This is a genomic window from Faecalibacterium sp. IP-1-18, from assembly GCF_023347355.1.
GTDB lineage: Bacteria > Bacillota > Clostridia > Oscillospirales > Ruminococcaceae > Faecalibacterium > Faecalibacterium prausnitzii.
On record NZ_CP094472.1, the window covers coordinates 2,728,266 to 2,748,387 of the forward strand.

Annotated in this window: 19 protein-coding genes; 8 read left to right on the forward strand and 11 right to left on the reverse strand. The window is 50.9% G+C overall.

Annotation, left to right across the window (positions count from 1 at the left end; genetic code table 11):
* Positions 1–47: 47 nt before the first annotated feature.
* The 6 genes from MTP43_RS12950 to MTP43_RS12975 form a co-directional block, all read right to left on the reverse strand.
* The gene (locus MTP43_RS12950) at positions 48–1,235 is read right to left on the reverse strand and encodes a pyridoxal phosphate-dependent aminotransferase (RefSeq protein ID WP_117526163.1); all 1,188 of its coding nucleotides are present in this window, start codon (positions 1,233–1,235) and stop codon (positions 48–50) included.
* 58 nt (positions 1,236–1,293) lie between these two features.
* Entirely contained in the window at positions 1,294–2,478 is a 1,185-nt protein-coding gene (locus MTP43_RS12955) for a cation diffusion facilitator family transporter (protein WP_044960569.1), read from the reverse strand.
* Between the two features lie 231 nt (positions 2,479–2,709).
* The gene (locus tag MTP43_RS12960) at positions 2,710–3,906 is read right to left on the reverse strand and encodes a dicarboxylate/amino acid:cation symporter (RefSeq protein WP_097782293.1); all 1,197 of its coding nucleotides are present in this window, start codon (positions 3,904–3,906) and stop codon (positions 2,710–2,712) included.
* Between the two features lie 50 nt (positions 3,907–3,956).
* Entirely contained in the window at positions 3,957–4,685 is a 729-nt protein-coding gene (locus tag MTP43_RS12965; protein WP_249234876.1) for an L-serine ammonia-lyase, iron-sulfur-dependent, subunit alpha, read from the reverse strand.
* 27 nt (positions 4,686–4,712) lie between these two features.
* Complete coding sequence (locus tag MTP43_RS12970) at positions 4,713–5,282, reverse strand: hypothetical protein (RefSeq protein ID WP_249234877.1); 570 nt, start codon at positions 5,280–5,282, stop codon at positions 4,713–4,715.
* A 37-nt stretch (positions 5,283–5,319) separates the two neighbouring features.
* Positions 5,320–5,694 carry a RidA family protein gene (locus MTP43_RS12975; RefSeq protein WP_005925500.1) on the reverse strand — a complete coding sequence of 125 codons (375 nt, stop codon included), beginning with the start codon at positions 5,692–5,694 and terminating at the stop codon, positions 5,320–5,322.
* Positions 5,695–5,971: 277 nt separating this feature from the next.
* On the opposite strand from MTP43_RS12975, the gene MTP43_RS12980 reads away from it, so the two are divergent.
* From MTP43_RS12980 to MTP43_RS13015, 8 genes are all read left to right on the forward strand, one after another.
* The gene (locus MTP43_RS12980; protein ID WP_005925497.1) at positions 5,972–6,607 is read left to right on the forward strand and encodes a helix-turn-helix transcriptional regulator; all 636 of its coding nucleotides are present in this window, start codon (positions 5,972–5,974) and stop codon (positions 6,605–6,607) included.
* Positions 6,608–6,610: 3 nt separating this feature from the next.
* Positions 6,611–7,453, forward strand: a complete 843-nt coding sequence (locus tag MTP43_RS12985; protein ID WP_420484799.1) for an alpha/beta hydrolase-fold protein — start codon at positions 6,611–6,613, stop codon at positions 7,451–7,453.
* Positions 7,450–7,887 carry a YaiI/YqxD family protein gene (locus tag MTP43_RS12990; RefSeq protein WP_113621544.1) on the forward strand — a complete coding sequence of 146 codons (438 nt, stop codon included), beginning with the start codon at positions 7,450–7,452 and terminating at the stop codon, positions 7,885–7,887. Before MTP43_RS12985 ends, MTP43_RS12990 begins: the two co-directional genes overlap by 4 nt.
* 31 nt (positions 7,888–7,918) lie before the next feature.
* Positions 7,919–8,128, forward strand: coding sequence for a hypothetical protein (locus MTP43_RS12995; RefSeq protein WP_097782289.1), 210 nt, complete (start codon positions 7,919–7,921; stop codon positions 8,126–8,128).
* A 476-nt stretch (positions 8,129–8,604) separates the two neighbouring features.
* Positions 8,605–9,435, forward strand: a complete 831-nt coding sequence (locus MTP43_RS13000) for a DUF6017 domain-containing protein (protein WP_249234878.1) — start codon at positions 8,605–8,607, stop codon at positions 9,433–9,435.
* Between the two features lie 55 nt (positions 9,436–9,490).
* Positions 9,491–9,865: a TnpV protein gene (locus tag MTP43_RS13005; RefSeq protein WP_249234879.1), complete on the forward strand. Its 375-nt coding sequence runs from the start codon at positions 9,491–9,493 to the stop codon at positions 9,863–9,865.
* Positions 9,866–10,016: 151 nt separating this feature from the next.
* Positions 10,017–11,201, forward strand: coding sequence for an AAA family ATPase (locus MTP43_RS13010; protein ID WP_249234880.1), 1,185 nt, complete (start codon positions 10,017–10,019; stop codon positions 11,199–11,201).
* Positions 11,189–11,812, forward strand: coding sequence for an RloB family protein (locus tag MTP43_RS13015; protein WP_249234881.1), 624 nt, complete (start codon positions 11,189–11,191; stop codon positions 11,810–11,812). Before MTP43_RS13010 ends, MTP43_RS13015 begins: the two co-directional genes overlap by 13 nt.
* A gap of 61 nt (positions 11,813–11,873) precedes the next feature.
* Here MTP43_RS13015 and MTP43_RS13020 read toward each other — a convergent pair whose 3' ends face one another.
* From MTP43_RS13020 to MTP43_RS13040, 5 genes are all read right to left on the reverse strand, one after another.
* Positions 11,874–13,820: a DUF3732 domain-containing protein gene (locus MTP43_RS13020; protein ID WP_249234882.1), complete on the reverse strand. Its 1,947-nt coding sequence runs from the start codon at positions 13,818–13,820 to the stop codon at positions 11,874–11,876.
* Positions 13,817–14,305, reverse strand: coding sequence for a three component ABC system middle component (locus MTP43_RS13025; RefSeq protein ID WP_156059550.1), 489 nt, complete (start codon positions 14,303–14,305; stop codon positions 13,817–13,819). The genes MTP43_RS13020 and MTP43_RS13025 overlap by 4 nt, the downstream gene beginning before the upstream one ends.
* A gap of 15 nt (positions 14,306–14,320) precedes the next feature.
* Positions 14,321–15,517 carry an ABC-three component system protein gene (locus tag MTP43_RS13030; protein ID WP_249234883.1) on the reverse strand — a complete coding sequence of 399 codons (1,197 nt, stop codon included), beginning with the start codon at positions 15,515–15,517 and terminating at the stop codon, positions 14,321–14,323.
* Positions 15,518–15,602: 85 nt separating this feature from the next.
* Positions 15,603–18,230, reverse strand: coding sequence for a DEAD/DEAH box helicase (locus MTP43_RS13035; protein ID WP_249234884.1), 2,628 nt, complete (start codon positions 18,228–18,230; stop codon positions 15,603–15,605).
* A 14-nt stretch (positions 18,231–18,244) separates the two neighbouring features.
* Entirely contained in the window at positions 18,245–19,825 is a 1,581-nt protein-coding gene (locus MTP43_RS13040) for a site-specific DNA-methyltransferase (protein ID WP_249234885.1), read from the reverse strand.
* Between the last annotated feature and the right edge of the window lie 297 nt (positions 19,826–20,122).

The following is a 20,122-nucleotide window of genomic DNA, read 5'->3' on the forward strand; positions in this document are numbered from 1 at the left end:
TTCCTCTATTGGTTGTGTATTTTATGCCCCATGCAGGGGCGTTCCGGTTACTTGCGGTAGGCGGCTGCCAGCTTTTCAAAGGCGGGCAGGCTGCGCTTTACCTTTTCGGTGTCGATGCAGTAGGCAAGGCGCACATAGCCCTTTACCCCAAAGCTGTCACTGGGCACCAGCAGCAGATCAAATTCCCGGGCTTTCTGGCAGAAGGCGTTGGCGTCTTCTTCCAGTGCCTTGGGGAAGATATAAAAGGTGCCGCCCGGGCGCTCCACTTCAAAGCCCAGCGCGGTGAGTTTTTCGTACAACAGTTCCATGTTGGTCTGGTAGACCGAAAGGTCGCTGGTCACCTTCTGGCAGCAGCTGACCGCCCGCTGGATGATGCTGGGCGGGCAGTTGTGGCCGGTAAAGCGGGAAATCTGGCTCATCATGTCCACAAGGATGTCCTCGCCCTCGCACCCCGGGCGCACTGCCACATAACCCAGACGCTCGCCGGGCAGGCTCAGGCTCTTGGAGTAGGAGAAGCAGGTCAGGGTGTGGGGGTAGAACGCCGCCGGGTAAGGCACGGTCTTGCCGTCAAACACGATATCCCGGTAGGGTTCGTCACTGACCAAGAAGATATTGTGGCCGTACTGGGCGCTTTTTTCGGTCAAAATCGCCGCCATGCGGGTCAGGGTATCGGCAGAGTAGACCACGCCGGTGGGGTTGTTGGGGGTGTTGATGAGCACGCAGGTGACCTTTTCGGTCAGCATCTGTGCAAAGGCATCCAGATTGGGCTGGAAGGTGGGCGCCTGCGGCGGCACCACCCGCAGCACTGCGCCGGTGCCCGCCACATAGGGGCCGTACTCCGGGAAGTAAGGCGCAAAGGTCAGCACCTCGTCCCCGGGCTGGGTCACCGCCCGGATGGCGTGGGCGATAGCACCCGCCGCGCCGGTGGTGGGGAAAATGTGCTTTTGCGCGTAGGGCAGACCGAAGGTCTCGGTCAGATGCGCCGCCACAGCGGTGCGGAAGCCCGGGTCGCCCTGACTGGGACAATAGCCGTGCAGGCTTACCGGCTCTTCCTGTGCCAGCAGGGTCTGCATGGCCTCGGTGAACTCCGGCGGGCAGGGCACGCTGGGGTTGCCCAGTGAATAATCGAACACATTCTCGCTGCCGATCTGGGCAGCGCGCTGTCTGCCATACATGAAGGTCTCGCGGATGACGCTTTTGTTGTTCAGCATGGCGCGGTAGGTCTCGTTCAGCATACTACTTTCCCTCTGCTTTCCTTATATCTGCACAGAGCCTGTGCGGGGCGGCTTCCCCTCATTTATGAGCCGCAGCCGTATAGCTCTGTTCCAGCTTGATGATGCAGTTATAGGTGGGATCCTGCTCTTTGATGAACTGCTCCATCTGGGTCAGCAGTTCCACCTTGTCCCCGGCATAGCCCGCGGGGAGCACCAGATCGAAAAGCACATTGGTGTGGGTCTTGCCCGGCACGATGCGCAGATCATGCAGCGAAAGCGCCGGGTCCAGCTGGCGCAGCTTTTCGGTCAGGCGGCTGCGCAGCACCCCCACGGCGGCGTCCGAGGTGACGATGGGGTCATAGTGGATGGTCACCATCAGATGGTCGTGCTTCATAAAGTCCCGCTCGATGTTGTCGATCAGGTCGTGCGCTTCCAGCGGGTCCTGCTCGGCGGGCAGTTCTACATGGATGGACGCAAACTGATGGCCGGGGCCGTAGTCGTGCACCATCAGGTCATGTACGCCCAGCACGCCGGGATAACCCATCACGGTCTGTTCGATATGCTCCACCAGATCCTCGCTGGGGCTTTCACCCAGCAGCGGGCTCAGGGTATCCATCACCAGACCCCAGCCGGAGATCAGGATGAACACCGCCACGCCTACGCCCATCAGGCCGTCCAGCACGTCCCAGCCGGTCACCCGGCAGAGGATGGCAGCCACCAGCACGGCAGCGGTGCTCAGCACGTCGTTGCGGCTGTCGGCGGCGGTGGCGATGAGGGTCTCGGAGGAAATGATACGTCCGATGGCACGGTTGAAGCCGCTCATCCACAGCTTGACCAGAATGGACACCACCAGCACCGCCACGGTCAACCAGCCGAACTGCACCGGGGTGGGGTGCAGCGCCTTGGTGACCGATTCCTTCAGCAGGGAGAAGCCGATGCCCAGAATGGTCACGCTGACCACCAGCCCCGCCAGATACTCAAAGCGGGCGTGGCCGTAGGGATGCTCGGCATCCGGTGCCTTGGCAGCCAGCTTGAAGCCCACCAGACTGACGATATTGGAGGAAGCATCCGAAAGGTTATTCAGTGCATCGGCAGTGATGGCGATAGAGCCGAACAGGGTACCCACCACAAACTTGCCCAGACAGAGCAGGATATTGCACACCATGCCCACCACACTGGCCAGATTGCCGTAGGCGGCACGGACACGGGGATCCTGCGGAGAATTGGGACGGCGTATAAACAGACGAATCAAAAGCTGCGTCATAAAAGCTCCTTTCAGGCTGCGCATTTTCAGCGCACCCAATGTCCTTCTAGTATAGCATTTTACTTTATGGTTTTAAAGGCGTTTCAGAAATTTCATCCCATTACGCCGGATATCAAACCGGGTTGCCGCACAAAAAGCCCCGGCGGCCATGCGGTCGCCGGGGCTTTTCGGAGATTTTGGGACTGTCTGTTCACAGTCTCTTGTAATTAAGGAGGAGTGCGCAGGTTTTTATCACAGGATCGGGCTTTCAAGGTCGCCGGTATCGGCAATGCCGTGCTTCTCGGCGTAGCCGGTCAGCATCAGGGTCAGAGCGCCGTCACCGGTCACGTTGCAGGCGGTGCCGAAGCTGTCCTGCAGGGCGAAGATGGCCAGCATCAGAGCGGTACCGGCGTTGTCGAACATCAGGACACCGGTGATCAGGCCCAGAGAAGCCATGACAGTGCCGCCGGGCACGCCGGGTGCGCCGATAGCGAAGATGCCGAGCAGCAGGCAGAACAGGATCATGGTGCCAACGCTGGGCAGCTTGCCGTACAGGATCTTGGAAACGGTCATGCAGAAGAACACCTCAGTCAGCACAGAGCCGCACAGGTGGATGTTTGCAAACAGGGGGATGCCGAAGCTGACCATGTCCTTACGCAGGACCTTGCTCTTGCGGGCGCACTCCAGCGCCACACCCAGCGTAGCGGCACTGGACATGGTGCCGACAGCGGTCAGGTAAGCGGGGCCGTAGTGACGCACCACTTCCCAAGGATTCTTGCCGGAGTAAGCACCGGCCAGCAGGTACAGCACAGCCAGCCAGATGTAGTGACCGGCCATAACGATGACGATGATCTGCAGGAAGGCGGGCAGCTGATGGGTGATGGTGCCCTCGTAGCTCAGGCCGCAGAAGGTGGCGGCAATGTAGAAGGGCAGAACGGGGATGATGACCTTGCTCACGATGTCCAGCACGATGTTCTGGAACTCGGCCAAAAAGTCGCAGGTCAGCTTGCTGTTGGTCCAGGTAGCAGCCAGACCCACCAGAACGCTCAGCACCAGAGCGCTCATGACGCTCATGATCTGGGGAATGTTCAGCTCAAAGACGACGCCCGGCAGCTCGCGCAGACCGGCAACGTTGTTGTCGATGGACAGGTGAGGGATCAGGCCGTAGCCGGCGCCCATGCTCATGAAGGCTGCGCAGACAGAGGACACATAGGCGATGACGATGGCCACTGCCAGCAGACGGGAGGCGTTTTTGCCCAGCTTTGTAATGGACGGGGCAATGAAGCCGATGATGATCAGCGGCACACAGAAGGTAATGAGCTGACCCATGATGTACTGCAGGGTCACCACAACGCCCATAGTGCTCTCATTGAATATCTGACCAAGGATGATACCAACAAAAATGCCCAGCAAAAGCCGGAAGGGCAGACTATGGAATAGCTTTTTCATAACTTTAGTACCTCTTTCTTTTTCCCCGGAAAGGGGCTGGGTGGGGAGACTTATTCCGTCTCCGGGAGGTGTTTGTTCAGCATCAGATCAAGGATCACGCTGTCGCTGGTGCCGTGGGTGCTCAGGGTGGCAAAGTTGTCCAGCGTATACTCCACATTGTGCTCCACGATGCCGTCGGTGCTCTGCACCCGCACGCCGCGCACACCCATGGCAGCTGCCTGACAGGCAGCGTTGACGCAGGTAGAGATCTTCAGTGCACAGTCGGCCTTTGCGCCGTCGCATACCATGCCGGTGATGTTGCCCACCATGTTCTGGATGGTGCAGCATACCTCATGGTAGCCGCCACCCAGCAGATAGGCAATGCCGCAGGCTGCGCCGGTGGCAGCAACCGTTGCACCACAAAGGTTGCTCAGACGGCCGAATTTAGCCTTGATGCGGATCGCGATCAGGTTGGAAAGGGTCACGGCGCGGAGCATCTTCTCCTCGTCGATGTCCAGCCAGCGGGCAGTTGCCACCACAGGCATGGTAGCCGTGATGCCCTGATTGCCGCTGCCGGAGTTTGCCACCACCGAAACCGGTGCGCCTGCCATGCGGGCGTCCGCACCGGCAGAAGCGATGACCATGGCGTTGGTGGTCAGGTCGCGGGTCATCAGACCCTTGCGGCAGTTCAGCTCCAGATTGCGACCGATAGCAAGGCCGTATTCCTTGGAAAGACCCTCGTTGCTGATAGTCGTGTTCACCTGTACGGCGCTGCGGATGATGTCGATGGGATCGTGCATGGGGTCCAGCTCCTCAGTGCAGTAATCCTAGATGGAGCGGACGGTCAGAAATTCTGCGATCTGCTCCGGGGTCACCACATCGCTGTCCCCTGCTGCGGCGGGGTCGGCGTGCTGTTTGTCCAGCGTAGCCACGCCGTCCTGCTCCACCAGCACCACGTTGGTGTGCAGATCCCGCACCACCGCACGGCCGGTGTGGCCGTCGGCAGTAACAACCACCTCAACGTAGAGCTTCTGCGGCACCTGTGCCACCTCTACCTTGACCTTGCCTGCCTTGACAAGGGCTGCGGCTTCCTCCATCTGCTCCCGGGGCACATAGTTCATGACCTCCAGCAGGTGGACGGGGTCGCCGCCTACGGCACCAATGGCGGCGGCGTAATCCATGCCCTGATACGAGGTGCCCGGAATGCCTGCCGACATGGCGTTTTTGATAATGTTGATGCTGGCGCGGACGGTCACGGCTTCTACCCGTGTGCCGCCCGCCTTGCGGAGTGCTGCGCCCGCCTCTGCGGCGGTGAGAGCGACTGCGCCGGGCTCCGTACAGCCGGTGGCCAGCTCCATCTCACTGTTCAGGATGCGAACGAACATCTGTTTATCCATTTGGTTCACCGTTTCTTTTCTTCCCGTGCGGGGGAACTTACTTTACAGCAATGCACTCGATCTCCAGCGGAGCGTCCTTGGGCAGCTTGCCCACCTGCACCGCGCTGCGCGCGGGGTAGGGCTGCGCAAAATACTCGCCGTACACCTTGTTCATCTCTGCAAAATCGTTGATGTCCGCCAGAAACACCGTGGTCTTGACCACATTGGCCAGCGTCATCTCCTGCTGTGCCAGAATGGCCTGGATGTTCTTGAGGGACTGTGCAGTCTGGGCGGCGATGCCTTCCGGGATCAGGCCGGTGGCCGGGTCGATGGGCAGCTGCCCGGATACATAGACGGTCTGCCCCGCAGCGATGCCCTGCGAATAGGGGCCGATGGCAGCGGGAGCATTGGGGGTAACGATCACCTGTTTCATCCGATTTTTCTCCTTTTCCATTTGTTGGGAAGGGCTGTCCTTCCCTCGCTGACACTATCCTAACGCAATGAGAATATTTTGTCAATAATATTTTCTTACCATGAGAATAAATTGTCGCGCATGACAAAAAGTCCCGATAAATGTCATCACTTTGACGAAACAATGGATACAACGCACCTTCTTATTGTAAAAAACTGTCATTTCTGCTATGATAGCAATAGAACACGCATGAGAATTTTTTCTTACGCGCTCCAGCAGTACAAAAGAGGTGAACGGGATGGATGCAAGACTTGAGCCTTATCGCGTAGTGGTATCTTTTCTGGGGGAGGCGCTGGGTCCGGACTACGAGGTAGTTCTGCACGACCTTACCAGTGAGGACGGTACCATTGTTGCCATCGTCAATAACCACATCAGCGGACGCACCGAGGGTGCGCCCCTTTCCAACATGGCGCTGCGCTTCATTCAGGAGCGGATGTATGAAAAGCAGGATTACCTGGCGGGCTATCAGGGCGCTTCGCAGGCCAAGGGGCGGCTGCGCTCCTCCACCATGTTCATCAAGGATAACGGCCAGCTCATCGGGATGCTCTGCATCAACTTTGACGCCGGCAAGTACAGCCGCATCGCGCAGGAGCTGCTTGCCCTTTGCGGGGCACACACCGAGCCTTCCTCCACCGGCATCGGAGTGGAGAACTTTGTCAGTTCCCTGCCGGATGCCGTGCAGAATGCCATTGCCGAGGTGACCGGCAGCGCCGGGCTGCCGCCCGACCGGCTGACCATGGAGGAAAAGATCCGCATCGTGGAGTCCTTGCACCACGCGGGCATCTTTTATATGAAGGGTGCCGTCAGCGAGGTCGCCGCCCAGCTGGGCTCCTCGGAGGCCACCATCTACCGCTACCTGAGCAAGCTGAAGTGAGCTGTGAACGAACTGCTCCCTGAAAAAGAAATCGCCCACTTGAGCGAAGAGGGGCAGTATCTTTGTGCCAATTGCCACGGCTATGAAAGCCTTTTCGAATTGCAAAATGATTTTTCAGTTGCTATACTGGGCTTATCAAAATTTTTTCGGGAGGATGCCGCAGTGACCGCACAGACAATGCAAATTGGGAACAAACCTTGCCGCATTTACGGCGAGCCCCATGCAGAATACCTACTGCTCCAAATGACCGGCGAACATGAGCTGCAAAGCATGGAAAGTGAGGTTACCGCTATTGCACAAAGTGCGCACCACTTTCTGTTTGCAGCTATTCCAGTGGAAAGCTGGAATGATGCACTTTCTCCGTGGGAAGCCCCTGCTGTTTGGGGAAAGCAAGGTTTCGGTGGCAATGCTACGGAAACCCTGTGCTTTCTGACGGAGCAGGTCATTCCCACGCTAAAGTGGCAGCTTGATCTCCCGGAAAACGTCAAAATCATTCTGGGTGGCTACTCACTGGCCGGACTGTTTGCTTTGTGGGCGTCCACCCAGACTGATCTGTTCTATGGTGTCGCCGCCGCCTCGCCCTCTGTGTGGTTTCCGGACTGGATGGAGTTTGAACAGCAGCACCCGATACAGGCACAGCGCGTTTATCTAAGCCTTGGCGACAAGGAGGAACACACGAAAAACACCGTCATGGCTGCGGTGGGCGATAACATCCGTGCCCTGCACAGCCGGCTTGCAGAGTGTGGCGCAGACTGCACCCTTGAATGGAACAGCGGCGGGCATTTCAAAGACGCCGACCTGCGCACGGCGAAAGCCTTTCGGTGGGTGATGGAGGAAAGTCGATGAATATTTTGATCGATGCCGACGGCTGCCCAGTCGTTAATCTGACGTTGCAGATTGCAAAGCGGTTTGGCGTTCCGGTCATCATCCTGTGCGACACCTCTCACCAAATCGAGCGAGAAGGTGCGCAGACATTGGTGTTCGATAAAGGAGCGGACAGCGTGGATTTTGCTCTCGTCAACCGGGTAAAGTCGGGAGATGTGGTTGTGACGCAGGACTACGGGCTGGCGAGTATGTGCCTTGCCAAGTGTGCCCGGGTGCTGAATCAGAACGGTTTGGAATACACCGCTGATAATATAGACGCTCTCATGCTACGGCGTTATGAAAACAAAAAGCTCCTCCGTGCCGGAAAGCACCCCAAGGGGAGCCAAAAGCGGACGAAGGAGCAGGATGTCAGGTTTGCAGATACGCTTGAGAAAATCTTGAACTACAACCATTGATACATACTTTTGGAAGGCTGGAAAAATCCGGTTGGATATGCAAAAAAGCACCAGCCTGAGCCGGTGCTTTTTGTTGGCGGAGATGGTGGATATTCTCCCGCGGGCTAAGCAACAGCAACGGGTTGCGTTTGCTGATTTTTCCGCAGCCCCTTGGCAGGGCTTTGAAAAATCAGAACGCTGCCCCAACAACTCCTCCCTGTTTCTGCCACAGGCAGCGGTCGTCGTCGTTGCACTGGGCTGATTGCTTGCGGTCTGCGGACCGTCGCCCTGTTCTCATCCTCACCATCTTAGCCGCAAAAAAAGCACCAGCCTGAGCCGGTGCTTTTTGTTGGCGGAGATGGTGGGATTCGAACCCACGTGCCCGGTTAAGGACAAAACGATTTCGAGTCTTTAAAATTGTTGGATGAAGCTGGTCCCGCGCGGCCGTCATTGGCAGCTGAGGGCATTTTTGTAACCTCAAAAAAGGCACGTCACACCGCAATTTGCAGGCAAAAATCAGCCGCTTTTTGCGAAATGACGTTAGAAAAAGCCTTTTTCACACGGGCCGTCAGCGGCTGCATTTCAGGTGTAGTTGTGTTAGATGTCCGTTAGAAATATGCAGTGCTGCCGTTGCTGTGCCAGCTCACAGCAGGCTTCCCTGTCTGAACGCAGCGTTTCCCGAAAGCCGGGAGATGCTGCGTTTTCTCTTGCCCGCATTGGGCTGAAAGGGAAGCCGCCATGTCAACATTCCGCGTCAATAAAAATGTCAACTACACCGTCATGAGCAACCACCACCTGCAGGATAAGAGGCTGTCCCTGAAGGCCAAGGGACTGCTGTCCTATATGCTCTCCCTGCCGGACGATTGGGATTACAGCCTTAAAGGGCTGACAACCGGGTGCAGGGATGGCATCGACAGTGTGAGAAGTGCGGTTCACGAACTGGAAGATGGCGGGTATCTGTGTCGGAGCAAAGTCCGTGATGCCCGTGGCCGCATTATTGACTACAACTATGAAGTCTTTGAACTGCCGCAGAAAGAACGGATTGAAAAACGCCCTGCTCCAGCGCCAAATTCACCATCATTGGAAAATCCAATGTCGGGTTTTCCAACGTTGGAGAATCCAACACAACAAAATACTAATAAACAAAATACTAAAAGACAAAGTACTAATCTATCAGGGCAGACGGACGAATCTGCGGATTTTGACCAGATGGAAGCACAGGTACGGGAGGAGTTCCGGGAACGGCTGGAGATCGACACTCTTGCCCAGCGGTACGACCCCGACAAGCTGGAGGAACTGCTGGACAACATTGTGGAGATGTACTGCTGTCCACGACAGACTCAGTACGTCGGCAAGCAGCCGCAGACCACTAAAGCCATTCGGCTGCGGCTGGACAAGCTGACCAGCCAGCACGTTGAGTACATCTTCGATGTGATGTCCAACACCACCCAGCCCATCAAGAACATCATGGCCTATCTGCGCACCACCATCCTGAACGCACCCACCACGATGGAGCACTACTATCAGGCGCAGGGCAACTGGCTGACCGCACAGAATCGGAAGAAGTAAGCGCTGTTTTCCACAAAGGCCATAACACACGTTGAAAATGCAAAGGAGAATTCCCATGAAGAGCACGAACGCCGTCCGCACCGAGATCCATTACGCACAGGTCGGGGAGTATCAGCTGCCCCTGCTCACCCTGCCGCAGACCGATGATTCCGAACCGCTGGGCAAGTATGGCCGGATGCGGCTGGCCTATCTCAAGAATCAGCGTCCTGTGCTGTACAGCCGGATGTTGCTGAACGGTACGCTCTGGCCGCATTTGCAGGATGTCCAGAAAACGGCCTACGCGTGGCTGGAACGCACGATGACCACTCTGTTAGACAAGTACCCCGCGCCGGACAAAGAGCGCGCACAGCTTCTCTGGGTGGCGCACATGAACGGGCTGAAAGCGCAGGCTGAAGAGGTAGTGGTGAGGGAAGTCGTGTATGCAGAATGATCCCTGATAGCATCCGAATGGTATCAAAATCCGATATTTTAGATTTTATTCTTGATTTTTGCGGAATATTTGCAAATTTCAAAATCAAAATTTGACTTTTCGCCCAGAATAGAGTACACTGGATTCAGAAAATCATCTGGGAGGAATCGCGATGCTGCTTCAATTTTCAGTCACCAACCACCGCTCCATCAAGGACACGGCTATTATCAGCTTGAAAGCATCTACGGATAAAAGTCTGTCTGATTGCCTGATTTCGCCGGACGAGAAGAAACAGCTTGTGCCTGTGCTGGCACTGTACGGCGCAAATGCAGCCGGGAAGAGCAATGTTCTCCATGCCCTCCTGCTCATGCGGGAAATGGTCTGTGGCCGATATGCCAAGCTGCTGAAAGGTGAGTCCCTTCCGCAAGAGCCGTTTGCTTTCACCGACCAGCCTACACAGCCGACCAGCTTTGAAGCCATCTATTTTTATGGCGGCATCAAGTATGCCTATGGGTTCTCGTTTGACAAATCCAAAGTCCTGACCGAATATCTCTATCACTGGCCGAATGGCCGGGAAGCCTTGATTTTTTCCAGAGAGGGAAACGACTACCAATTTCGTGAAAACATCCAAGAACAGCTTACGCTTTCTGGACGCACCGCAGAAAACCGGCTTTACCTGTCCAGCTCCAACGAGTGGAACTGCCCCCAGACTGAAAAGGCGTATCTGTGGTTCTTTGAAAAACTGACAGGCTTTATGGGAACCGAAATGCGGCTGGATGCTACATTGTCTGCCATCCGGCAGGGCGGCTCTGAAAAGAGCCGTATCCTGCATGAAATGCTGTATGCAGACCTCGGTATCAAAGACATCCGCATTACAGGCTCCAAGGAAGAGCCTATCATCTCCGCACTGCACATTCTCGATGCCGAAGATGGCGCTTCTGAGGGGTTCTGGCTCCCGTTGGGTCAGGAATCTGTTGGGACACAGCGTTTCTTCTCTCGCATCGGTATGTGGCTTGCGGCTTTGGAATCCGGCTCTGTTTTGGTAGTAGACGAGATAGAATCCAGTATGCACCCGCTGCTGACAAGGCATCTGATCGAGATGGTGCAGGATGACGCTATCAATACAAACCATGCACAACTCATCTTTACAACACACGATACCGGACTTCTCGACCTGACGTTGCTGCGGCGCGATCAGATCTGGTTTGCAGAGAAGAACGAAAAGACCATGCAGACCGATATTTATGCCCTGACCGAGTTTTCTCCCCGGAAAGGTGAGAACATCGCCAAAGGCTATCTGCAAGGCCGGTATGGGGCGATCCCATTCATTGGAGGGAATGCAGTATGGGCAGAATAAAAGAACTCAGCCGCAAACCCGCCCGAACCAGAAAGCGAAATCCTGTCGTATACCTCATCTGCGAAGGCAGTGAAACCGAGATTCGGTATTTCAAGCATTTCCGAAGTCGGGGCTGTAACATCGACATCATCCCGATTTCTTCTCAGTATAAATCTGCCGACAGGCTTGTGCAGAAAGCCAAAGCCACTATGGGCAACAATCCCTACTATCCCGATGAAGGCGATTCCATCTGGTGCGTCTTTGACCGTGACGATAATTCTAACGAGGTACTTCTGCGCGCCAAACAGTCCGCTCAAAAGGAAGGCTACCATCTGGCCTACTCCAATCCATCCTTTGAGCTGTGGTTCCTACTACATTTTGTAAATCAGCAGACAGAGGTTGAAGATTGCCAAGCATTGATTCGATTGCTGAAACAGCCGGGCAGACTTCCTGATTATGAGAAAAACAAGGATTACTTTGACGTTTTGAAGCCTTTGCAATCCACTGCAATCCAGCGAGCTAAAACTCGTGCCGGCCAGCTTCAGAATCAGGATATCGAGCCGATTTCACGGCAAAGTAACCCGTTGACAACGGTTTGGGAACTGGTAGAGTATTTGAACTCTAGAATTTGAAAATACAGCAAAGCCCACAGGCTAGATAGCCTGTGGGCTTTATTGTAGTCAACTACTATTTTTAAGATACAGGAATCAATGCCTCATTTGGCTCATACCAATCATCCGGGATGAGTTTTTTATCGTCTTTCCACCAGCTCTCTGTGACAAACTGATGGGACTGATCTTCTTCTCCGGCAGTATGATCTACCACTATGACCTGCAACTGGCCATGAAGTTCCTCCGTCCTGTCAATTATGAACTTGTACATTTTATTAACTTCATCTTCGTCTATCTTTTGTTCATCAAGTTCTGAAGGAAAATAAACCTGCGAGGGCTGATCGAGAAAAAGAAATCTTGGAACAGGACGATTTGATTCGATAAAATAATATTGGAGTGCAAAATAGGTTATAAGATGTACTCCAACCCAGTTAGAGCCACTTCCTAGTTGTTTTAGCGGCACAGGGCGATCTGATTTGTCTACAACTACAGTCATCTTGTTCAAGTCAAGTCTATAGGGACTATCGCTATGCTCCAGCTGCAGCTCTTCTGCCCATTTTGTCATATACTGCTGTATCCGCGACAGTGCTGACTGCTTACGCTCCTCAACAGAATCTCTATTTAGCGCACCATCTATTTCATTTAGTCTCTCCTCAATCTTTTTTATGTGCTGCTCTTGAGCTTCCGATGTAGCATCATTCTGCACACTTTCAAGCCAAAGACTAATCCGACCAATAACTTTTCCTCTACGGACGTTCAAATCACGAAGTTTTTCTTTTTCATCTTCCTGCTGGTATAAGCTATCAATCTCGGTTTTTAATCTTTTTATTTCTTCTTGCTTCTGTTGTTCATCATTTTCCAACTTTGAAATAAAAGTTCGCAACTTTGGTTGTTCTCTTGTAACGCTCTCGATCGATTTATCCAAAGCAGTGATAGATTTTTTTATCATTTCAACACTTGGAAGAGGTTGTGTCAATTTTCCAAAACATAATGGGCATTCTCCCGGATTAAAGTCCAATTTCTCAAACAATCCGATTGATTCAAGTCTTAACTTTTGGTGTTCAACTTCACTTGTGTAACCAGTTGTTTCTCCCCAATAGCGTTTTGCACTATTAAGATTTTCTTTGATTTCATTCAAATCATTTTGAGCTTCATGCAGTTTACTTTGCAAGGAGGTCAATTCGTCCATTCCATCGTCAAAATCTTCCATACTTGGATTCCACTTTTCAACACTTTCAAGAACGGATTGCAATTTTCCATAGTTTTGATAGTCAATGGGAATATTTGCATCAAGCAAGCCGACCTGTTGCGCTTCTGTAATCAACACAGCTGCTCGTGTTGAACCGCCACCCATCAAGTATCTATTCTCTTCAAGTTTTCGCTTTTCAATAACCAACTGCCGTTTAAGAATGCTTCGCTCATTTTCTAAAGCCAAAGCCCCTTCACTAACTGCACCTAAAAAATACGGGATAGTATCCTTAATAGCCTGTGTAATGAAATTCTCTGACTGGCGATGAAACAAAAAGTTCTTGGCTGCAATTTCGTCCTGTCCTTGAAAACAATAATACAGCGCATGTCGAATGTTTGCAGCCAACGACTTTCTGCTTTGACCTTCTGGTGGAATATTCAAATTTTCAGAAATTCCTACTCTTCGGGTAAGTGTTTCTTCTATTCCGTCTACATTTGTGTTAGAAGAAAATTCGCCCGTTTGTGGGGATTCGATTTCTTTGCCTACTTCAATGTAACAGTCACTCGTTGTTTGCTGTCCTTTTTCTGGGTTCTTTCGAGCCACAAAAACTCGTTCATCTTCAAATTGTAAAAGCAATCCGTACCAGTCAACCGTATCTCGCACCACACCATCGGCAATATTACAAGATGATCCACCCATACAGTAATCAATAATATCACCAACAGCAGATTTTCCCGATTTTGATTTTCCAGTAATAATATTCACCGTTCCAAGTGAAAAGGGTAAATGGCGGACTTTTCCATTGCGTCCATATAGCACAAGTTCTCGTATTTGCATCATGGTCTTACCCCCAAACTGATGTAAATGTTTTCGACTTTCCCAGCATCTTCAAACCACCTTGCGATATGTGCACATTTCGTAAGGCATTCCGCAATTTCAGAATCGGTATACTTTTCTCTATTCAGAATTTTCGACCTTGGAGGAACTTCCAGTTCGCCAGATGGTGTCAAAATAATTTTTCTTGTCTGAAGTAACATTTCAACCGCTTCATTTGTAATAGGAATCAACTCACTCGCTCTTCGAGGAAAGTCTATCAAAAGCTGCGGATTTTGTTGAGCCCATATATGCAGATGTGTTCTACTGGATATTATAGCTCTCGTTTCTTTATGTAAGACCAAGGGTAAAACCAAATAAACCAGCGGAAATGGAAATGCCCGATGCGACTTTTCGTTGTACGCCCGAATCGTGGTATATAGTATTCTTCCGCAAAAGGCTGGATTGAGAAGATATGCGATTTCCCTTGTTCGCATTTTCCACTCTTGCATATCCGCCGCCTCCTTTTATATGCCCAACAACTGTTTCAGACGTTCTTCAAAGTCGATATGCCAACCCACTTTCCGTTGGTCAGCTAATATATGATAACTTCCTCGCATAACGAAGGGTGCTTGACACTTTTCTCGAATCCGAATATCTTTCTCTTCCATTTTAGTAAGAAGCTGTTTTCCTGCTTTTACTTTTTCATCTTCTGCAAGATTCGGATTTTCCTCAAGTGCATCTGCCATCATCGCAAACTCACGTTCCCATTCATCAATTAGTCGTCGCTCGTATTTATCCAATTCATCAATGTATAGCAAATTATTTCGCACCCAACTTGCACGTTGATTAAATGCACGATAATAGTCATTCACTGCAACTTTTAGGTGATGGTTTCCAAGACAAATCAATTTTAGCTGCTGGTAAAATGTTTTGTCGATAGCACTCGATTCGTTTGTCTGGTCATCGCCTAAATCAAAAATATCTATTGGCAAATTATCAGCAGCATACTCCTGCCCTGTAGATACAATATAAGATCTGACTTGATCTTGTAATATAAATATTGGTGTATCTGAGCAAAGTCCTTCGATAGCTTTTCTATACCACCAACCCTCCAAGCGTTCCATAACTTTGTCTTCATATTTGCGATCACAACTATACCGAACTTGCTTTCGTATACTTTTTTCTACATCGACTATATTGCTTGCATTATCAAGAATATAAATTTTGTTTATCAAACCTTTGACAAGTTTTTCATCTGCTGCCAAAAATGCTTCATAAAATTTTTGGTTGCCTTGGCTTTCTGAATCTGTACATACACCTTTTAGTTTTTCATACAGTGCATCTATCATATCCGCATCTCTTTGTAACCTATTTTCTTTTCTTAACGAAAAGGCGACAGTGTTATTGGGAGCGGATGCTGTTGTGATAATAAGAAATTCCGTTCCTTCGATTATATCCGGTGATTTGGATACCACATCGAGCCATACCTTTAGCGTTCTCCATAAATCAGTGCTCTTATCTGTAAGATTTCCAGCTTTTCTTACATGATGCTTTAACTGTATACGTTCTATAGGCGTATTCCCGTCAACAAATGCGACATCATCAAACTTTTCTATGCTTATTTGGGAATCGGAGTTATCATCATCCAACAACAACGCCAAGGCATATCGCACCTGATAAAGATAGCCCACCATTTGCTCAGATGCCTGATGATCAGACATTTATGGCCTCTCCTTTCCAATCTTAAATAATTACGTTTATTCGATAATATTTTACAAAATTTTGTCTAACGGAATAGTCTATCTATTACAACTCCCTCAACAGCGTCAAAAACTCATCAAAGCGATATGCTCCCTCCATTTGCAAATCCTTATTCTGGAACACCATATAATAGCGGTATGCCTGCTTGCCAGCGGCATCCTGCCATGCACGACCCAGCCGAATTTTTTCTCTGGACTCTGCATTTTCCAGCTGGTCGCCTTTGGTTTCAATCAGCAAAATCTTTCCGCTGGTCGTGCGGACGATAAAATCCGGGTAATGGTTGCGGAAGCCGTTCAAACAGAACGAGAACTTGTTACGCTCCGGGTTGCGATGCCACCAGCGGATATTGTCCATGTTGGTCATTGCCAGAGCCATTTTGTATTCCAGCCCATCCATCTTGCCCTCAGTCTGGTACAGGCTCTTGCTCATTGAAGAAGTGCTATCCGGGAGGGTGATATACTCCGTCAACTGAAAGCGGGGTTCACATACGATTTTCTCCGTTTCCAGCCACTTGTAGAAGTTTTCTCGTGCAGTTTCCTCTTGAAGCTGCATGACGTATGCACGAATTTTTGCTGCAAAGCTAACAGGCATCCGTTCCAGCGCGTCCAGCTCTTCGCGGTTCATATTATCAACGATACCATCGACATAACGCCGCAGTTCATTATCATCCACCGCGTTCATCTTGCAAAGGCTCTTGTGGATAATATCCTTGCAGATACGCAGTTTATCCTCGCCCGGAAGCAGCGGAAACTGCCTGTTCATGTACTGCTGATAATCATCTTTCAGCTTGGAGATGCGCGGTGTCGTGGTATCGCGGTCTTCCAAATCGACCTGCGCCAAATCGTCGTCTAGATGGCCGAAGTCGATTGCACTCGGTTTTCCTTTCAGAGAAAAATCCAAAAGCAGCTGGGCTTTATCTAGCTCCGTTTTTCCTTCCGGATCTAAAAGGCTTGGCAACGTTTTTAAGTAGAATTTCGGCAATTTAAGGGTGCGCACATCTTCCAGAAATTCTGGATTTACATGGGAAACATCCACTTTGTCCTGCACCTCCAGCGGCAAATCGCTCAACGGGTCATTCTGGTGCTGCTGCATAGCAACATCAAAATCGTTCTGTTCCTTTTCAGATCGGTCAAAAATATTCTGCACCGAGGGAGAAACACTTGCCTTTGCCAAGGTGCTGCCCAACAGTGTCGGGTCGAAATCAAAAAACTCTTCCTCTTCCGCCGATGCCGCGGGCATTGCTTCGTTTGTCGGCTGTGCCGGGAAGATGGTCTGCTCCACTTTGGGCAGCGGCTCGACCGGGGCAGCTTCTTCCTGCACACGGTAATCGTGGTCAGTGAAGCCTGCGTTATTCAAGCCCTTGACGATGCCGTCCAGCGTACGCTTGAAGTCCACAGACGAGGTCAGAACATACGAAGTATTCAGAATCGGAGAAGAATGTTTCCGGGTGTAGGGCAGGCGCAGAATACGCCCCACGATTTGCTCCACATCCACCTGACTGGTGCGGTTCGCCAGCGAAGCAAGGATATACGCAAAGGGGCAGTCCCAACCCTCTTTCAAGGCATTGACTGTAATGATAAAGCGAATCGAACACTTTTCCGACAGCAAATCCACATTTTTCAACTCGTTGATCTCCGCCGTCTTGATGGCAATTTGCTCTGCTGGAATGTTGGCTGCAATCAGGCGTTGGCGCAGTTTTTCAAAGGTTGTTGCATTTTCTGTGCTCTTGGGTTGCGCCTGAAACAGCACGATGGGGCGAATGTAGCTGCCGCCCCTTTCGTAGGCATCTTTTGCGTGAATTTCCAGTGTCCGCTGCATCTCGATGGCATCATGCAGCACATCCTGCTGGCTGTTGCGGTTCATCACGATGACAGGCAACTTGACCATGTTCTCGCGTTTCAAGTGAATCGCATCCACAATGGAGATGATATTGCTTTCCTTAGTGGGCGTTGCCGTCAGATCCAGCACAAAGCAGGGATTGAAGTTTTGCAGCATCTGCTTGCTCGGGTTACTGCGCGCATGGTGGCTTTCGTCCACAATGACCAGCGGATGCAGCTGATTAATGACCTGCATCAAGGCGGTCGGGTCGGTATCTTCCAGCGGCATATCAGGTTCGCCCAGTGCATTTGCCAGCGCAACAAGGCTGCTGTTCTCCTGCTTGGCCTTGAGCCGCTCCTTCTTGCCACGGAACGAATCGTAAGACAGCACCATGATGGAAAGCTGCTCGTTGACCGCAGAGATATTGAAGTGCTGCCCCATCAAAAGCTGTTCTTTGGTATACACTTCTACACGGCTGCCAAAGGCAACATCAATTTTCTGGCGGTAAGGATGTGCAGGGTCACGCAATGCAGCCAAGGTTTGGGTCAGGATAGCATCTGACGGAACCAGCCAAACCACTGCACGGCGTTTTACCACACCCAGTGCGGAGAAAATCGGCTCGATGGCATTTGCAGCCAAAAATGTTTTGCCGCCGCCCGTAGGAACTTTCAGGCAGACATTTGGCACACCGGGCAGAATATTCTGATACTTGGGCATTCCGCCAAATCCGACTTTTACATCTTTCTCCTGCCAGAGCCGAGTATAGGCCGTTTCGATGTTCTTTGTCTGCATCAGAATTTCCAGATAGCGTTCCAAATCCCGAATGACGGCTTTCTGATAATTTTTCAATTCCATAAGAGCCGTCCTCCTTACACCCGCGCAATGTCGCGCGGAATTTTCTTAAACGTAATACCAAACCGCAGCAGGTCATTCTCACTCAATGCACAGCGGTCAGCATAAATCAGATAGTTTTCCGCTTTTTCCGGAATGGTAGACAAAAAAGCATAGTCCAACACGCACATCTGGTCGGGCTCATAGTAGAAATAGTAAGCGGTGTGGTTGTTCTCACCGAGGAAATATGGGCTTCCGTTCTGTTGATTCACCGCAGGTTTCTTCGTTTCCGTATACCAGATGTAGTCACGAATTTTGTCTATGCCGATGCTTTCATTCAGGTTGCCATCCGGCAGAAGCAGCCGCTCGCCCAGTTCGTAGTAACTGAAATTGCCACCAGTGCCTTCTACGGCGTTCTTGTCTTTGCCATAGCCGTTGATCACACGCTTCACACGTTCAGCAGTCGTAGTATCGGCATACCGTTCCATCTCAACGAGTACAAACCTGCGATGTCCTTTATCTTCATTATTGGCATTTAGAACGGCATGAGCAGTTGTGCCCGAACCCGCAAAAGAATCGAGAATAACATCGCCGTCCTTCGTTATCCATTTGATGATTCTTTCGATAAGAAGAACATTTTTCTCGGTATCAAATCCTGCATACGAGCCAGAAAGGAGAATATCCATCCAGTTATCACTTAATAATTTTCCTGTCTGTGGTGGTACATAATATTGAATTGTACCCTTTTCGTTCTTTCTGACAAAATCCATCTTTTCATTAGTTGCCATAAGATGGTCAATATAAAAATCATCTATCGACATTGATGCTGCATAGTTCGATAAGTAATTTTCATAATTTTGCATTGCTTTTGTGGCTCGTCCAATCTCCCATCTCCACTGACCCGATTCAGGCGTGATGCCAAAAATTTCATACCGCATGGTAGGGCGATCCGTTCCACGCCAGAATGTATCCCATTTTCCTGCCTTATCAGCTTCAAACCCTTTTGACAACTTCGGCAACTTAGCTTGAGGATTTTTTGAGTACAGATAAATATACTCATGTCCTAACGAAAGCGACTGAACTTCGTCAAATTGAGCCTGAACATTTTTAATTCCACGACGAACTGCAATACAGTTTCGGAAATTGGCAGAGCCAAAAATCTCATCCATAATGCATCGAAGATAAGCATATTCAAAAACATCAATGCTAACAAAAATAAACCCATCATCCGCCAGCAACTTCTGCAGCAGCATCAGCCGAGGATACATCATGCAGAGCCACTTGTCATGGCGTGTCAAATCCTCGCCTTCCTTGCCGACTACTTCGCCCAGCCACTTTTGAATATGTGGATCATTGACATTATCATTGTAGCACCACTTCTCATTGCCAGTGTTGTAAGGAGGATCGATGTAGATGCACTTTACCCGGCCCTCATACTGCGGCAGCAGAGCTTTCAGGGCTTCCAGATTATCGCCGTGGATAATCATGTTATCACTGCCGTTGTCCTCGGTGTGCTTGCCCATTTCGTCAAAGCTATACTGACGCTCCAACACACGGAACGGCACTTCCTGATGATGATTGACAACTTTGCTTTTTCCGATCCATTCCAAAGTAGGCATGGTGTTTTCTCCGTTTCTCTGTGAAAGTTCTTTCACGTTTAATAATAACAAGTTGGGCGGCAAAGCGCAACGGTTCCGGCAAAGAAATACAAGTTTGATGAACAAAATTGCAAGTCGCAAAAGCGTTTTGCAAAAACGCGTAGCCTGCATCCGTCGGATGCAGTTCAAGGGTTTGGGATTTCCCAACAAGCATTTTGCAACGCAAAATGGTCTTTGTATATACGAAGACACTGCTTGCTACGAATGCGAACGCCTTTTGAATTGCAAAATGATTTTTCAGTTGCTATACTGGGCTTA

Coding starts and splice junctions, on each gene's coding strand:
- MTP43_RS12950 (WP_117526163.1), bottom strand. CDS start 1,235: ATGCTGAACGAGACCTACCGCGCCATGCTGAACAACAAAAGCGTCATC.
- MTP43_RS12955 (WP_044960569.1), bottom strand. CDS start 2,478: ATGACGCAGCTTTTGATTCGTCTGTTTATACGCCGTCCCAATTCTCCG.
- MTP43_RS12960 (WP_097782293.1), bottom strand. CDS start 3,906: ATGAAAAAGCTATTCCATAGTCTGCCCTTCCGGCTTTTGCTGGGCATT.
- MTP43_RS12965 (WP_249234876.1), bottom strand. CDS start 4,685: ATGCACGATCCCATCGACATCATCCGCAGCGCCGTACAGGTGAACACG.
- MTP43_RS12970 (WP_249234877.1), bottom strand. CDS start 5,282: ATGGATAAACAGATGTTCGTTCGCATCCTGAACAGTGAGATGGAGCTG.
- MTP43_RS12975 (WP_005925500.1), bottom strand. CDS start 5,694: ATGAAACAGGTGATCGTTACCCCCAATGCTCCCGCTGCCATCGGCCCC.
- MTP43_RS12980 (WP_005925497.1), top strand. CDS start 5,972: ATGGATGCAAGACTTGAGCCTTATCGCGTAGTGGTATCTTTTCTGGGG.
- MTP43_RS12990 (WP_113621544.1), top strand. CDS start 7,450: ATGAATATTTTGATCGATGCCGACGGCTGCCCAGTCGTTAATCTGACG.
- MTP43_RS13000 (WP_249234878.1), top strand. CDS start 8,605: ATGTCAACATTCCGCGTCAATAAAAATGTCAACTACACCGTCATGAGC.
- MTP43_RS13005 (WP_249234879.1), top strand. CDS start 9,491: ATGAAGAGCACGAACGCCGTCCGCACCGAGATCCATTACGCACAGGTC.
- MTP43_RS13010 (WP_249234880.1), top strand. CDS start 10,017: ATGCTGCTTCAATTTTCAGTCACCAACCACCGCTCCATCAAGGACACG.
- MTP43_RS13015 (WP_249234881.1), top strand. CDS start 11,189: ATGGGCAGAATAAAAGAACTCAGCCGCAAACCCGCCCGAACCAGAAAG.
- MTP43_RS13020 (WP_249234882.1), bottom strand. CDS start 13,820: ATGATGCAAATACGAGAACTTGTGCTATATGGACGCAATGGAAAAGTC.
- MTP43_RS13025 (WP_156059550.1), bottom strand. CDS start 14,305: ATGCAAGAGTGGAAAATGCGAACAAGGGAAATCGCATATCTTCTCAAT.
- MTP43_RS13030 (WP_249234883.1), bottom strand. CDS start 15,517: ATGTCTGATCATCAGGCATCTGAGCAAATGGTGGGCTATCTTTATCAG.
- MTP43_RS13035 (WP_249234884.1), bottom strand. CDS start 18,230: ATGGAATTGAAAAATTATCAGAAAGCCGTCATTCGGGATTTGGAACGC.
- MTP43_RS13040 (WP_249234885.1), bottom strand. CDS start 19,825: ATGCCTACTTTGGAATGGATCGGAAAAAGCAAAGTTGTCAATCATCAT.